Origin of the sequence: Billgrantia ethanolica (genome assembly GCF_021404305.1) — a bacterium.
Lineage (GTDB): Bacteria > Pseudomonadota > Gammaproteobacteria > Pseudomonadales > Halomonadaceae > Halomonas > Halomonas ethanolica.
On record NZ_JABFTX010000003.1, the window covers coordinates 607,168 to 621,124 of the forward strand.

14 protein-coding genes are annotated in these 13,957 nt (G+C 65.2%); 10 read left to right on the forward strand and 4 right to left on the reverse strand.

Annotated features, from left to right (window positions below):
- Positions 1-55 precede the first annotated feature (55 nt).
- The 3 genes from HOP53_RS16065 to HOP53_RS16075 are packed head-to-tail and all read left to right on the forward strand — an operon-like array spanning position 56 to position 2,389.
- Positions 56-886 (forward strand): symmetrical bis(5'-nucleosyl)-tetraphosphatase, encoded by an 831-nt coding sequence (locus tag HOP53_RS16065; RefSeq protein WP_234270959.1) that lies wholly within the window; start codon positions 56-58, stop codon positions 884-886.
- Positions 887-926: 40 nt separating this feature from the next.
- The gene (glpE, locus tag HOP53_RS16070) at positions 927-1,250 is read left to right on the forward strand and encodes a thiosulfate sulfurtransferase GlpE (RefSeq protein WP_234270960.1); all 324 of its coding nucleotides are present in this window, start codon (positions 927-929) and stop codon (positions 1,248-1,250) included.
- Positions 1,250-2,389 carry a tRNA nucleotidyltransferase/poly(A) polymerase-related protein gene (locus HOP53_RS16075; RefSeq protein WP_234270961.1) on the forward strand — a complete coding sequence of 380 codons (1,140 nt, stop codon included), beginning with the start codon at positions 1,250-1,252 and terminating at the stop codon, positions 2,387-2,389. The genes glpE and HOP53_RS16075 overlap by 1 nt, the downstream gene beginning before the upstream one ends.
- 37 nt (positions 2,390-2,426) lie before the next feature.
- Here the strand turns inward: HOP53_RS16075 and folK are convergent, their stop codons facing one another.
- Together folK and folB are read right to left on the reverse strand one after the other, a co-directional pair.
- Positions 2,427-2,924 (reverse strand): 2-amino-4-hydroxy-6-hydroxymethyldihydropteridine diphosphokinase, encoded by a 498-nt coding sequence (gene folK, locus HOP53_RS16080; RefSeq protein ID WP_234270962.1) that lies wholly within the window; start codon positions 2,922-2,924, stop codon positions 2,427-2,429.
- The gene (gene folB, locus HOP53_RS16085; RefSeq protein WP_234270963.1) at positions 2,924-3,289 is read right to left on the reverse strand and encodes a dihydroneopterin aldolase; all 366 of its coding nucleotides are present in this window, start codon (positions 3,287-3,289) and stop codon (positions 2,924-2,926) included. The genes folK and folB overlap by 1 nt, the downstream gene beginning before the upstream one ends.
- 143 nt (positions 3,290-3,432) lie before the next feature.
- On the opposite strand from folB, the gene plsY reads away from it, so the two are divergent.
- A complete protein-coding gene (gene plsY / locus HOP53_RS16090) occupies positions 3,433-4,020 on the forward strand; it encodes a glycerol-3-phosphate 1-O-acyltransferase PlsY (protein ID WP_234270964.1) in 588 nt (195 codons plus the stop codon).
- Positions 4,021-4,067: 47 nt separating this feature from the next.
- On the opposite strand, the gene tsaD is transcribed toward plsY, so the two are convergent.
- Entirely contained in the window at positions 4,068-5,105 is a 1,038-nt protein-coding gene (tsaD, locus tag HOP53_RS16095; protein WP_234270965.1) for a tRNA (adenosine(37)-N6)-threonylcarbamoyltransferase complex transferase subunit TsaD, read from the reverse strand.
- Between the two features lie 194 nt (positions 5,106-5,299).
- Between tsaD and rpsU the strand changes: the two genes are divergently transcribed.
- The 3 genes from rpsU (at position 5,300) to rpoD (ending at position 9,579) form a co-directional block, all read left to right on the forward strand.
- The gene (gene rpsU / locus HOP53_RS16100) at positions 5,300-5,515 is read left to right on the forward strand and encodes a 30S ribosomal protein S21 (protein ID WP_010629611.1); all 216 of its coding nucleotides are present in this window, start codon (positions 5,300-5,302) and stop codon (positions 5,513-5,515) included.
- A 143-nt stretch (positions 5,516-5,658) separates the two neighbouring features.
- Positions 5,659-7,482, forward strand: a complete 1,824-nt coding sequence (dnaG, locus tag HOP53_RS16105) for a DNA primase (RefSeq protein WP_234270966.1) — start codon at positions 5,659-5,661, stop codon at positions 7,480-7,482.
- A gap of 228 nt (positions 7,483-7,710) precedes the next feature.
- The gene (gene rpoD, locus HOP53_RS16110) at positions 7,711-9,579 is read left to right on the forward strand and encodes an RNA polymerase sigma factor RpoD (protein ID WP_234270967.1); all 1,869 of its coding nucleotides are present in this window, start codon (positions 7,711-7,713) and stop codon (positions 9,577-9,579) included.
- A 68-nt stretch (positions 9,580-9,647) separates the two neighbouring features.
- Here the strand turns inward: rpoD and HOP53_RS16115 are convergent, their stop codons facing one another.
- Positions 9,648-10,577, reverse strand: coding sequence for a LysR substrate-binding domain-containing protein (locus tag HOP53_RS16115; protein WP_234270968.1), 930 nt, complete (start codon positions 10,575-10,577; stop codon positions 9,648-9,650).
- A 161-nt stretch (positions 10,578-10,738) separates the two neighbouring features.
- Here HOP53_RS16115 and HOP53_RS16120 point away from each other — a divergent pair, with 161 nt between their 5' ends.
- From HOP53_RS16120 to HOP53_RS16130, 3 genes are all read left to right on the forward strand, one after another.
- A complete protein-coding gene (locus tag HOP53_RS16120; protein WP_234270969.1) occupies positions 10,739-12,118 on the forward strand; it encodes an L-serine ammonia-lyase in 1,380 nt (459 codons plus the stop codon).
- A 277-nt stretch (positions 12,119-12,395) separates the two neighbouring features.
- Positions 12,396-13,169, forward strand: coding sequence for an ABC transporter ATP-binding protein (locus tag HOP53_RS16125; RefSeq protein WP_234270970.1), 774 nt, complete (start codon positions 12,396-12,398; stop codon positions 13,167-13,169).
- Complete coding sequence (locus HOP53_RS16130) at positions 13,166-13,918, forward strand: ABC transporter ATP-binding protein (RefSeq protein ID WP_010629604.1); 753 nt, start codon at positions 13,166-13,168, stop codon at positions 13,916-13,918. Before HOP53_RS16125 ends, HOP53_RS16130 begins: the two co-directional genes overlap by 4 nt.
- The last annotated feature ends 39 nt before the right edge of the window (positions 13,919-13,957 follow it).

Below are 13,957 nucleotides of genomic sequence, written 5' to 3' on the forward strand. Positions count from 1 at the left end.
CGGGGTGAGCCTCGCGCCGGATGGACAACCCGCGAAGCGCACAAGGGAAGGTGTCATGACCGCCTATGCCGTTGGAGATTTGCAGGGCTGCCACGCCGAGTTCGTCGAGCTGCTCGAAAAGATCGACTTCGACCCCGGCCGCGACCGCTTGTGGCTGGCCGGTGACTTGATCAATCGTGGCCCCGGATCGCTCGCTTGTCTGCGCGAGGTCCAGGCGCTGGGCGATGCCGCCCTCACCGTGCTCGGCAATCACGACCTGCACCTGCTGGCAGTGGCCCGTGGCGGTGCCAGGCTCAATCGCAAGGACACCCTGGACGACATTCTTGCCGCCCCCGACCGCGAGGCGCTCCTCGACTGGCTGCAGTCGCGGTCGCTGCTGGTGCGTGAAGACTTCCCGGGGCAGGGCGAGACCGTGATGGTTCACGCCGGGCTGTTGCCCCAATGGTCGGTGAACGAGGCGGCAGAGCTGGCCGGCGAGGTCGTAGAGCGTCTCGGCAGCGAGCGCAGCGGTGCCTTCCTGGAGCGCATGTACGGCAACGAGCCGGCCTGCTGGCACGTCGCGCTCGATGGCATCGACCGCCTACGTGCCATCGTCAACGTGCTGACCCGCATGCGCTTCATCGACGCCGAAGGCTGCCTCGATTTCAGTGCCAAGGAGGGGCTCGACAGCGCCCCGGCGGGTTTCGCCCCCTGGTTCCGTTATCCCCGAGGCGACGACGTGCGGCTGCTGTTCGGCCACTGGGCGGCGTTGGAAGGCCAAGCCGAGGGCGCCCGGGTGCGGGTAGAAGCACTGGATACCGGCTGCGTGTGGGGCGGCAGTCTCACCGCTCTGAATCTTTGCACCGGCGAGCGCATTGCGGTGCCCAGCCATCGTCATCGCCGCTGAACCCGGATTGCGATCCGGCGAGACCTGAAGGGAGCGCCCCATGTTTCGACATCTAACCATCGATACTCTGACCGCCTGGCTCGACGACGAGGCTCCGCTCACCCTGGTCGATATCCGCGATCCGGCCAGCTTTTCCGCCGGCCGCATTCCCGGCAGCCGTCATCTCGACAACGACAGCGTGTCGACGCTGCTGGAGGTGGCGCCGCGCGAGCAGCCCATGGTAGTGGTTTGTTACCACGGTCATTCGAGCCAGCAGGCAGCGGCCTGGCTGGCGGGGCAGGGCTTCGCCGAGGTCTACAGTCTCGATGGTGGATTCACGGAGTGGGAGTACCGTCTGCCCGAACGTGTGGAGCGCGCCGGCTGATGAACGCAGGGCGCGACCGCTACCTGGCGGGGCTCGAGGTCTATCGCGTTGGCGGGGCGGTGCGTGATGCCCTTCTGGGCTGGCCCACCGTCGATACCGACTGGGTGGTGGTGGGGGCGACGCCCGAGGAGATGCGCCGCCGCGGTTTTCGCCCGGTGGGGCGCGATTTCCCCGTGTTCCTGCATCCCGAGACCCATGAGGAGTACGCGCTGGCGCGCACCGAGCGCAAGTCGGGGCACGGCTATACCGGCTTCGAGGTGCATGCCAGCCCCGAGGTGACGCTGGAAGAGGACCTGGCCCGTCGCGACCTCACCATCAACGCCATGGCGGAAACCCCAGAGGGCGAGTTGATCGACCCTTATGGCGGCTTGCAGGATCTCGAAAAGCGCGTCTTGCGACACGTTTCGCCGGCCTTCGTCGAAGACCCGCTGCGGGTGCTGCGCACGGCACGTTTCCTGGCCCGCTATGCCGGGCTCGGCTTCACCATCGCCGACGAGACCTGGGCGCTGATGCGCGAGCTGACCGAGAGCGGCGAGCTTGCTCACCTGGTGGCCGAGCGCGTCTGGACCGAGACCGAGAAGGCGCTGGGCGAGCCTGAACCGGCGGTCTACTTCCGTACGCTGCATGCCTGTGGCGCCCTGACGGTGTTGATGCCCGAGCTCATCGGGAGCGGCGCGGAGCTCGATGAGGCGTTGCAGCGCATGACGCGCCTGCCCGATGAACTGCCCGAGACAGAGCGGTCGCGCTGGCGCTGGGCCCGCCTGGTGGAGCGTCTGGATGAGGCCGACCAACGCACCTTGAGCGAAAGCTTGCGTCTGCCGCGCAGCTATCGCGAGCTGGGGTGGCAGGTCGCATTGACCCGGCAGCTGGCCGAGCGCGACACGCCCGATGCCGATACGGTAAAAGCCTGGCTGGACGGTGTCGACGCCTGGCGACGAGCCGAACGGGTAGCCCCGCTCATCGCGCTGCTGGCGCTCGAGACGCCGGCGCTGGCCACGCGACTCGAGCGAGCCTGGCGGGAGGTGTCGCGGCTCGAGGCCAGGGCGCTGCTGGCCGAGGGCTTTCGCGGCGGCGCGCTGGGCGAAGAGCTGGCCCGACGCCGCCGGGCCGTGCTGCAGCGGGAAATGGAGCGGCGTTGAGGAAATGCGCTCAGCGATCGGCTTACTGGTGTATCGCTCAGGAGCGCCAGACGAACTCGACGGGCCACAGTCGCTGATCGCCAGCCTCGAACTCGGCCCACAGTTCGGCGTAGGTGCGTGCGGTCTCAGGATGGGGCGTGTCGGGCAGTAGTTCGGCGAGCGGCAGCAGCACGAAGGCGTGATGCAGGATCTCGTCGCGTGGCAGCGTGATCCCGTCGTGCTCGCCGGTGAGGTCGCCCACCGTCAGCAGGTCGATGTCCAGCGTTCGCGGGCTGAACTTGGGCGTGCCCGGGCGCCGTCCATGCTCGCGTTCGATACGCTTGCACCAGGCCTGCAGCTCGCCTACCGACCAGTCGCTGTCGAATACTGCCACCAGATTATAGAAGTTGCGTCCATCGATGAAGCCGACGGGCTCGCTCTCGTAGACGCGTGACAAGACCAGGTTGTCGAAGGTGGCGGCAAGCGCCTCCAGACAGGCCGTGATGTGACGCTCACGCTCGATGTTGCTACCGATGCTGACGCTTACCTTGGCCATCAGGCACCCTCCGGCGGCGTGCCGCGTTCGATGCGCACGCCTACCGCGGCAGCGGCCGGTACCGCGCCCGGCTTGCGCAGCGTCAAGCGTAGCCAGGGCACGGAAAATTCCGTCATCAGCAGCTCAGCGAGACGTTCGGCGAAGGTTTCCACCAGAGCGAAGTCGTGCTCGTCGGCGAAGTGCTGGATGCGCTGACTGATGGCCGCGTAGTCGAGAGTCTTGGTGAGGTCGTCGTCGGCGGCTGCCGGGCGAATGTCGGTGGCCAGCTCCAGGTCGAGCACCAGCCGCTGGCGAATGGTGCGCTCCCAGTCGTATACGCCAATGACCGTCTCGAGTTCCAGCGACTCGATCAACACGCAATCCATGTGCAGCTCCCAAACAGGCCGAAGAAGGAGGCACGATTGTACGTGAGCGTCGGGACGGATTGACAGGCCTGCAGTGCTGTCCCTGGCGTGCGGGGGCTGGCAGAATCACCGATGGTGACGACGAACTAGCGCGGGGGGCGGATTTGGGCGAAGAGCTGTGGCCGCTATGGGGTCTGGTGCCGCTGGGCTATCTCAGCGGCTCCTGGCTGGGCGCGCTGTGGGTCTGCCGGCTGGCAGGCGTCGCTGATCCGCGCGGGGAAGGCTCCGGCAATCCGGGCTTCTCGAACGTGTTGCGCCTTTACGGCCCGCGGCTTGCCGGGGCGACGCTGGTGCTCGATGCGGCCAAGGGGATGCCGGTGCTGTGGCTCGCCATGGTGCTGGGCATGCCGCCATGGGGCCAGGGCATGGTCGGGCTGGCCGTGCTGCTGGGGCACAGCTTTCCGCCCTGGCATCGCTTTCGTGGCGGCAAGGCGGTGGCCAGCGCTTTCGGCGTGCTGCTGGTGCTGACTCCCTGGGTGGCGCTGTGCTGTGCCGCGCTGTGGGTGGTGCTGGCCTGGCGGGTACGCACCGCGGCGGTGGCCTCGCTGGCCAGTGCCGGTATCGCGCCGCTGGCCAGCCTGTGGCTGGCGCCGGACTATGTCCTGGTGATCCTGGTATTCACCCTGCTGGTGCTGGTTCGTCACCTGCTCAACATACGTCGGCTGGGCAAGGGCGACGAGCACGCGCTTTGAGCGCTGTGGTGTCGTTGGCCCGGCTGGCCGCATCAGGGTAGTAGTGTTCAGGCGCTGGCCGGTGACGTCAGGGTATCCATCGGCCAGCGCGGTACTGCTTTCATCTGCCCCGTCTCGTCGCGTTCGCCGGCCTGCAGGCGCAAGGCGCCGGCCAGGGCGATCATGGCACCGTTATCGGTGCAGAAGCGGCCGCGGGGATAGAACACCTGTGCGTTGCGCTTCGCCACCTCCGTGGCCAACCTCTCGCGCAGGCGCTGGTTGGCACTCACCCCGCCGGCCATCACCAGACGTTTGAGACCGGTGTCATCCAGCGCACGACGGCACTTGATCGTAAGGGTATCGACCACAGCCTCCTCGAAGGCCCTGGCAACGTCGGCGCGGGCCTGGTCGTCGAGCTCGCCGGCCTGTTCCAACTGGCGCAGGGTAGTAAGCGTATGGGTCTTGAGCCCGGAGAAGCTGAAGTCGAGGCCGGGCCGGTCGGTCATCGGCCGGGGGAAGCGAAAGCGCCCGGGATTGCCCGTCTCGGCCAGTCGGGCGACCTGAGGGCCGCCGGGGTAGCTCAGGCCCAGCATCTTGGCGGTCTTGTCGAAGGCTTCCCCGGCAGCGTCGTCCACCGACTCACCGAGCAGGCGGTATAGGCCCAGCCCGTGCACCTCGACCAGCTGAGTATGGCCGCCGGAGACCAGCAGGGCGACGAAGGGGAAGGCAGGCGGCGACTCCTCGAGCATGGGCGCCAGCAGGTGCCCCTCCATATGGTGAACCCCCAGTACGGGGATGCCCAGCGCACGGGCCATGCCGTGCGCGGTGCTGGCGCCCACCATCAGTGCGCCGACCAGCCCCGGGCCGGCGGTATAGGCGATGGCATCGAGCTCGCTGCGCTGCATGCCGGCCTCCTCGAGCACCTGCTGTATCAACGGCAGCAGGCGGCGGGTATGGTCACGGGAGGCCAGCTCCGGCACCACGCCGCCATATTCGGCATGCATGGCGACCTGACTATAGAGAGCATCGGCCAGCAGGCCGCGTTCGGTGTCGTAGATCGCGACGCCGGTTTCGTCGCAGGAGGTCTCGATGCCAAGGACGCGCATGGTGCAAAGCTCGTGATAAGAGAAAGGCCGTATTCTAGCAAATCGGTGCCTGGCCATCCCGCCTTCCTGTGTCGGGAATTTGCAAAGCTTGGAATCGGCGACTAAACTACCGTGCGCTGTACAATTGGGTCGTGCACCCACATCCGGGTGTACGTTCGAACCGAACTCAAGAATTCAAGGTAGGTGAGTGCTTAATGCCTTCTGTCAAAGTACGTGATAACGAGCCGTTCGACGTCGCGCTGCGCCGTTTCAAGCGTTCCTGTGAAAAAGCCGGCATCCTCTCTGAAGTGCGTCGTCGCGAGCACTACGAGAAGCCGACCGCAGAGCGCAAGCGCAAGGCTGCCGCCGCGGTGAAGCGTCACGCCAAGAAGCTCCAGCGTGAGCGCAAGCGTTTCGAACGGCTCTATTGATCCGTACTCGAGGAGTCCTGATGCTTCGTGCATCTCGGCTCCTGGAAGGATGACCAAGCGGCTGCCGTCAGGTGGCCGCTTGTCTTTCAAGTCCGTTTCACTGCTCCTTTTCATCTGCCCCGCCGGGAGGTGGCAAGACCCACATGGCCGGCCAGATTCCGCAGCGCTTCATCGATGACCTGCTGGCACGCATCGACGTGGTCGAGGTGGTGGGCGAGCGAGTGCAGCTGAAGAAGGCTGGGCGCAACTACTCCGGCCTGTGCCCCTTTCATCAGGAAAAGACGCCTTCCTTCACCGTCAGTGCCGACAAGCAGTTCTATCACTGCTTCGGCTGCGGTGCCCACGGCAGCGCTCTGCGTTTCCTGATGGAGTACGACAAGCTGCGCTTCCCCGAGGCGGTGGAGCAGTTGGCGGCACGCTTGGGGCTCGAGGTGCCGCGAGAAGGCGCCGACGATCCTCGCGCTCAGGCGCGCGAGCGCAAGCGCCAGGAGGGCGTCAACCTGCTCGAACTCTCGGCCAGCTTCTTTCGCGAGCGGCTGAAGATGCCTGAGGGGCAGCAGGCGCGGGAGTACCTCGCCCGGCGCGGCCTCTCCGAAGAGGTGCAGCGAGACTTCGGCATTGGCTACGCCCCTGACGACTGGGAAGCGCTCAAGCGCCACCTGAGTGCGCGAGGCGTCGCCGAAGCGGTCCAGGTCGAATACGGCCTGCTGGTGCAGCGCGAGGAGAGCGGCCGCACCTACGACCGCTTCCGCGATCGGGTGATGTTCCCGATTCGTGACGTGCGCGGACGTACCATCGCCTTCGGTGGCCGGGTGCTCGGCGATGCCAAGCCCAAGTACCTGAACTCGCCCGAGACGCCGGTTTTCCACAAGGGCAGGGAGCTGTACGGGCTGTTCGAAGCCAGGCAGGCCAATCCACGGCTCGAGCGGCTGGTGATCGTCGAGGGCTACATGGACGTGGTGGCGCTGGCCCAGTTCGGCATTCGCAATGCCGTGGCGACCCTGGGCACCTCCACCAGCGAGGAGCATCTAGGACGGCTGTTTCGCATGGTCGACGAGGTGGTGTTCTGCTTCGATGGCGACCGCGCCGGTCGGCAGGCCGCCAGCCGCGCGCTGGAAACCGTGCTGCCGCAGATGATCGATGGGCGCACGGCGCGCTTCCTGTTCCTGCCGGAGGGCGAGGATCCGGATACGCTGGTGCGTCGCGAAGGGCCTGAGGCCTTCGAGGATCGCATCACCTGCGCCAGCCCGCTATCGGAGTTCCTGTTCGATCAGGCGGCGCGGGGGCGTGACCTGGCAAGGGTCGAGGAGCGCGAGCGCTTTGCCAGCCAGGTGCTGAAGGCGGTGTCGCGATTGCCTCAGGGCATGCTGAAGACCGTGCTACTGGGGGAACTCGCGCGGCGCACCGGGGTCGACCAGTCTCGCTTCGACGCGCTCCTGGCCAGCGAGCAGGAAGCGGCTTTGCCGGCGGCCGAGCCCGCCTCGCCGCCTGTTGCGTCTGCTTCCACACCGAGTGTGGCGGAACAGAAGCCGCGCAGCGAGGGGGCAGCACTGGGGCTGATGGCGCGGGTGCTGCAGCTGCTTGTGCATGAGCCGGCGCTGGTCGAGCGCCTGCCCGCGGTGGAGGAGTGGTGTCCGGAGGACGGGACGGATGCCTTGCTGTGCCGCGAGCTGGTGCGTCTGCTGCGGGCGGGACGCTATCGTAGTCCGCATGTGTTGCTGGCTCACTTCCAGGGCAGCGCCCAGGGCGAGCGGCTGGCGGCCCTGGTACAGCGAGAGATGCTGATTCCGCGGGAGGCGCGAGGCCAGGAGCTCGAGGGATTGGTCGAGTACCTGAGGCGTCATCGGCAGCGCCAGTCGCCGCAGGAGGAGTTCGAGGCGCTGCTGGCCAAAGAGCGGGGCGGTGAACGCCTGCCCCTCGAGGCGAGGCAGCGGCTGCAGGAGTTGCTGTTGGAGCTGAAACGTTGACCCGGTGTATTGAGGTCAACGGATTGATTTTCCGTTTTGCATCCCCATGTTAGGCAACATGGCCGGGCGCTGTCGGCGTAACCGATTAAACTAACACACCTGAGTGATCGAGCAAATGGGCCGTACTGGCGGGTTCGCACTGTTTCCCGCTATACTATTGGGCTTCATGAGTTTTCTCCACCCCAGCGCTTCAGGTGCTTCATTCTTCTTCGTCGAGATAGGGTTTCTATGGCTGGAAATGCGCAGCAGCAGTCACGTCTGAAGGAGTTGATCGCGCGTGGCAAGGAACAGGGCTACCTGACCTATGCCGAGGTCAACGACCATCTTCCCGAGGATATTGCCGATCCCGATCAGGTGGAAGACATCATCGGCATGATCAACGACATGGGTATCAGCGTCGTCGAGGAAGCGCCCGATGAAGATACCCTGATGATGTCCGATCACTCCGCCGACGAGTCGGCCGCCGAGGAGGCCGTGGCTGCTCTGGCGGCGGTGGAGAGCGACGTCGGCCGGACCACCGATCCGGTGCGCATGTACATGCGCGAAATGGGCACCGTGGAGCTGCTGACCCGCGAGGGTGAGATCGAAATTGCCAAGCGCATCGAGGAAGGCACCCGCGAAGTGATGTCCGCGTTGGCCTGGCTGCCGGGCGCGGTGGACTCGATTCTCGAGGCCTACGATGCCACCCAGGACGAAGAGGCGCCGGGACGACTGTCCGACCTCTTCTCCGGCTTCATCGATCCTGACGAAGGCATCCCGGGCGTGGCCGAGGCTGAAGTGCCCGAAGAGCTGGTCAGCGACGACAGCGACGCCGATGACGCCGATGCCGATGCCGACGATGCCGAAGACGACGCGGACACCAGCGAAGCGGAGGAGAGCTCCGGCGGCCCCGACCCGGAAGAGGCGAGGGCGCGTTTCGAGCAGATTCGTGAGCAGAACGAACTGGTGCGGGAAGCCTTGGCCAAGCATGGCCGTGGCAGCGAACAGGCACGGGTCGAGATGGATCGCCTGGCGGAGCTGTTCTCGCCGATCAAGCTGGTGCCCAAGCATTTCGAGCGCCTGGTCGGCCAGGTGCGTATCAGCGTCGAGCAGATTCGCACCCAGGAAAAGGCGGTGATGCAGCTTTTCGTCAAGCTGGCCAAGGTGCCGCGCAAGAGCTTCATCAAGGCGTTTCCCGGTAACGAGTCGCGCCAGGAGTGGCTCGATGAGTTCATCGCAGAGAATGCCAAGTTCGCCGAGCGCCTCGAGCCGCTGCGGGCCGACATTCAGCGCGCCCAGCGGCGCATCGCCTTCGAGGAGGAGATGGTGCAGCTGCCCGTGCCGGAGCTGAAGGAGATCAATCGTCGCCTCTCCATCGGCGAGGCCAAGGCGCGCCGGGCCAAGAAGGAGATGGTCGAGGCCAACCTGCGTCTGGTGATCTCCATCGCCAAGAAGTACACCAACCGCGGGTTGCAGTTCCTGGACCTGATCCAGGAGGGCAACATCGGTCTAATGAAGGCGGTGGACAAGTTCGAGTACCGCCGCGGCTACAAGTTCTCGACCTACGCCACCTGGTGGATTCGTCAGGCGATCACCCGCTCGATCGCCGATCAGGCGCGCACCATCCGGATTCCGGTGCACATGATCGAGACCATCAACAAGCTCAATCGCGTGTCGCGCCAGATGCTGCAGGAGATGGGTCGCGAGCCGACGCCGGAGGAGCTGGGCGAGCGTCTCGAGATGCCCGAGGACAAGGTGCGCAAGGTGCTCAAGATCGCCAAGGAGCCGATCTCCATGGAGACCCCCATCGGTGACGACGACGACTCGCACCTGGGCGACTTCATCGAGGACAGCACCATGCAGCTGCCGGTCGACCTCGCCACCGGCGAGGGGCTGATCGAGGCCACCCGCAACGTGCTCGGCGGGTTGACCGCTCGTGAGGCCAAGGTGCTGCGCATGCGTTTCGGTATCGACATGAACACCGACCACACCCTCGAGGAGGTCGGCAAGCAGTTTGACGTGACCCGCGAGCGGATTCGTCAGATCGAGGCCAAGGCGCTGCGCAAGCTGCGCCACCCGAGTCGCTCGGAGCCGCTGCGCTCGTTCCTCGACGAGTAAGCGCGATCACCCGATGTGGAAAAACCGCGGCCCGACGGCCGCGGTTTTTTTTTGGCGGTGCCGGGGCGTCAAGCATGGGAGTTTACGTGGCGCTGGGCCTCTTCCACGATCCAGTCGTGCACGGCTGCGACGCGACGATCGTCCAGTGCGCCACTGGTATGCACGATGCCGTAACGCTTGCCGGTGGGGATGCGGGCGGGGAACGGGGCGATCAGCGCCCCCGTCTTGAGTTCGTCGGTGAGCAGCGCCTGGCGTGCAATGGCGACTCCCATGCCGGCGACGGCCGCCTCCAGGGCCAGCCGGTGCCGATTGAAGGTGTAGCCGCGGCGCACGTTGAGCGGTGGGGCTTCGATGGTCTGCAGGTAGTGTTCCCACTCGGCATAGGGACTCCCGCCGCGCCAGGCGGTGATATCGTGCAGCAGCGGGTACCAGGCCAGGTCGCTGGGGCTGGAAAGCGGCGGGCGCCGGCGCATCAGGCCGGGGGCGCAGACCGGGAAGATCACCTCCTCCATCAGTGGAGTGATGGCCAGGCCCGGATAGTGGCCGTCGTTGAGGTCGATCGCCAGATCGAACTCGCCTTCGCGTAGCGACAGGCTGCTGTCTTCGGCGATGACCTGCAGTTCGATATCGGGAAAACGGGCCTGGAGCCTCGGCAGGCGCGGCATCAGCCACTTGCTGAGAAAGGCCGGCACGCTGCGCAAGCGAATCTCGCCGCTCATCACGCCGCTGCGCAGGCGCTTCACCTCGAGGCCGACCGACTGGTAGGCCTCGTCCACCACGGCGGCCAGCCGCTTGCCCTCCTCGGTGAGCTCCAGGCGTCGTGGCAGGCGCCGAAAGAGCTTGAAGCCGAGCCGCTCCTCCAGTTGCTTGATCTGCTGGCTCACCGCGCCGGTGGTGACGTGCAGCTCTTCTGCCGCCCGGGTGAACGAGAGGTGGCGTGCGCTGATGGCGAAGACTTTCAGCCAGGCGTGGGTTTGGGCATGCAGCAGTCGACTCATGGTTTAGTTTTGCTATAGCTGGAAGGAGTTATTCTCGGTTGCTCGGCGAGCCCTTCGACGTCAACCTTATGCCATACTTGCTTACAAGCAAACATGTTTTAGTCAGGCTGATCCATGGGCGTCATGGTACCTGGCATGACTGGCGACTTGCGAGGTGAATCATGGCCATCAGTGTGTTCGACCTGTTCAAGATCGGTATCGGTCCGTCCAGCTCTCATACCGTGGGGCCCATGCGGGCTGCCCACGACTTCGTCGAGGAGCTGCGCCAGCGGGACCTGGTCGAGCGCGTGGCCCGTATCGAGGTGAAGCTGTTCGGCTCGCTGAGCGCCACCGGCAAGGGGCACGCCACCGACCGCGCAGTGATCATGGGACTGATGGGCGAACGCCCTGACCGGATCGATCCCGCCATCGTCACGCCCTGCATCGAAGAGCTGCTGGAAACCAACACGCTGATGCTGGACGGGCGCCTGGCCATTCCGTTCCTCTGGACCCGCGACCTGCAGTGGTACGAAGAGTGCCTGCCCTATCACCCCAATGCGATGACGCTGGTGGCACACGGTCATAGCGAGGAGCTGTGGCGCAACACTTTCTACTCGGTGGGTGGCGGCTTCGTCATCGACGAGGGCCAGGCCGAGCGCGGTGAGCTGGATCAGGATTCCACCGTGCTGCCTTACGACTTCAACTCCGCCGCCGAGCTGATGGCGCTGTGCCGCATGCATGACATGCGAATCAGCGAGCTGATGCTGGAGAACGAGAAGGCCTGGCGCAGCGAAGCCGAGATTCGTGACGGCCTGTGGCAGATCTGGCAGGCCATGCAGGCCTGCGTCGACAAAGGATTGCAGCAGGAAGGCGTGCTTCCCGGCGGGCTCAACGTCAAGCGCCGTGCCGCTGCGCTGCATCGCCGTCTGCTGGCGACGCGTGACGACCAGAGCTTGATTGCTTCGACCTTCGGCGCCATGGACTGGGTCAACGTCTTTGCCCTGGCGGTGAACGAGGAGAACGCTGCGGGCGGGCGTATGGTCACGGCACCCACCAACGGGGCGGCTGGCATCATTCCGGCCGTCCTGCATTACTACATGAAGTTCCAGCCCGGCGCCTGCGAACGCGACGTGGTCGATTTCCTGCTGGCCGCCGGTGCGGTGGGAATCCTGTGCAAGAAGAACGCATCCATCTCCGGCGCCGAGGTAGGGTGTCAGGGTGAAGTCGGCTCGGCTTGCGCCATGGCTGCCGCCGGACTGGCCGAGGTGATGGGGGGCAGCGTGGCACAGGTGGAGAATGCCGCCGAAATCGGCCTGGAGCACAACCTTGGACTGACCTGCGACCCGGTGGGCGGCCTGGTTCAGGTCCCCTGCATCGAGCGCAACGCCATCGCTTCGGTCAAGGCGATCAATGCCGCTCAGATGTCGCTACGTGGGGACGGCGAGCATTTCATTTCACTCGACAAGGCAATTCGCACCATGCGCGATACCGGGCGCGACATGCAGGACAAGTACAAGGAAACGTCCCGCGGTGGCCTGGCCGTGAACGCCATCGAGTGCTGAAAGAGGTCGTCAGAACAGCCCCTTGGCTGTAATAGTGAAGAGCGTGACGCGATGCCCCTGCGGCATCGCGTTTTCGTTTGCAAACTAACAACATGCTTTTAGATCTACACCATTGGTCGAGTTCGACTCTTGAACGGTTGCCCCGCGGTTGTGTCTCCTCTAGCTTACGTTAACGTAAAGGTTAGAAGTCCCAGGTTGGGCCAAGCGCCGCCACAGCCTTCACGACAACGACAACAAATCAGCATGGATCGCGTGGGCGATCCAGAGAGGACGTCACATGACCCAGGAGTTCATACTGGAAACTCGCGGGTTGACCAAGCAGTTCCGCGGTTTCACCGCCGTGGACGAGGTCAACCTGCAGGTCCGGGAGGGGCATATCCACGCCTTGATCGGTCCCAACGGTGCCGGCAAGACGACCGTCTTCAATCTCCTCACCAAGTTCCTGCCGCCGACCCGTGGCGAAATTCTCTACCGCGACAAGCCGATCACCGGCATGAAGGCCAACGAGATCGCCCGCATGGGCATGGTGCGTTCCTTCCAGATTTCGGCGGTGTTCGCCCACATGACCGCGCTGGAGAACGTGCGCGTGGCGCTGCAGCGCCCCATCGGCACCTCCTTTCATTTCTGGAAGTCGGAGCGCACCCTCGACCACCTCAATGACCGCGCCATCGAGCTGCTCGATGAGGTTGGCCTGCGTGAGTATGCCGACGTGCTGACGGTGGAGATGCCCTACGGGCGCAAGCGTGCGCTCGAGGTGGCCACGACCCTGGCCATGAACCCGACGCTGATGCTGCTCGACGAGCCGACCCAAGGCATGGGGGCGGAAGACGTCGACCGTATCGTTGCGCTGATCCGCCGCGTGGCGCAGGGCCGCACGGTGCTGATGGTGGAGCACAACCTCAGCGTGGTGAGCCGGCTGTGTGACCGCATCACCGTATTGGCGCGCGGCGCCGTGCTGGCGGAAGGGGATTACCAGACGGTCTCCGCCGACCCACGGGTGCGCGAAGCCTACATGGGTAGCGAGGCCGCGGCAGAGGAGACCAGCGCATGAACCAGGTCGTCGAACAACCATCACGCAGCGAATACAACGATCATGATGGCGCCGAGATGCTGCGCATCCGCGATCTGCATGCCTTCTATGGCGAGTCGCACATCCTACACGGGGTCGATATGGAGGTGCGTCGCGGTGAGCTGGTGACCCTGCTGGGCCGCAACGGGGCGGGGCGCAGCACCACGCTCAAGGCGATCATGAGCATGGTGGGCCGGCGCACCGGTTCGATCATGATCAACGGCACCGAGACGGTCGGTATGAAGGCGCACCGCATTCCGCGCCTGGGCATCGGCTACTGTCCCGAGGAGCGTGGCATCTTTGCCAGTCTCGACGTGGAAGAGAATCTGCTGCTGCCGCCGACCGTGCGTTCGGGGGGCATGTCGATCGACGAGATCTACGAGATGTTCCCCAACCTGTACGAGCGGCGCCGCAGTCAGGGCACCCGGCTTTCGGGCGGGGAGCAGCAGATGCTGGCCATGGCGCGCATCCTGCGCACCGGTGCGCGCATGCTGCTGCTCGACGAGATCACCGAAGGGCTGGCACCGGTCATCGTGCAGAAACTGGCCGAGGTACTGGTCAAGCTGCGCGACCGTGGCATGACCATCGTGCTGGTGGAGCAGAACTTCCGCTTCGCCGCGCCGCTGGCCGACCGGCACTACGTCATGGAGCACGGGCGCATCATCGAGGAGATCAGCGCGGCACAGCTGCCCTCCAAGCGCGACCACCTCAACTCCCTCTTGGGCGTGTAGACAACTTTCGTGACCATGACGAAGCGCGACTCATCTGCG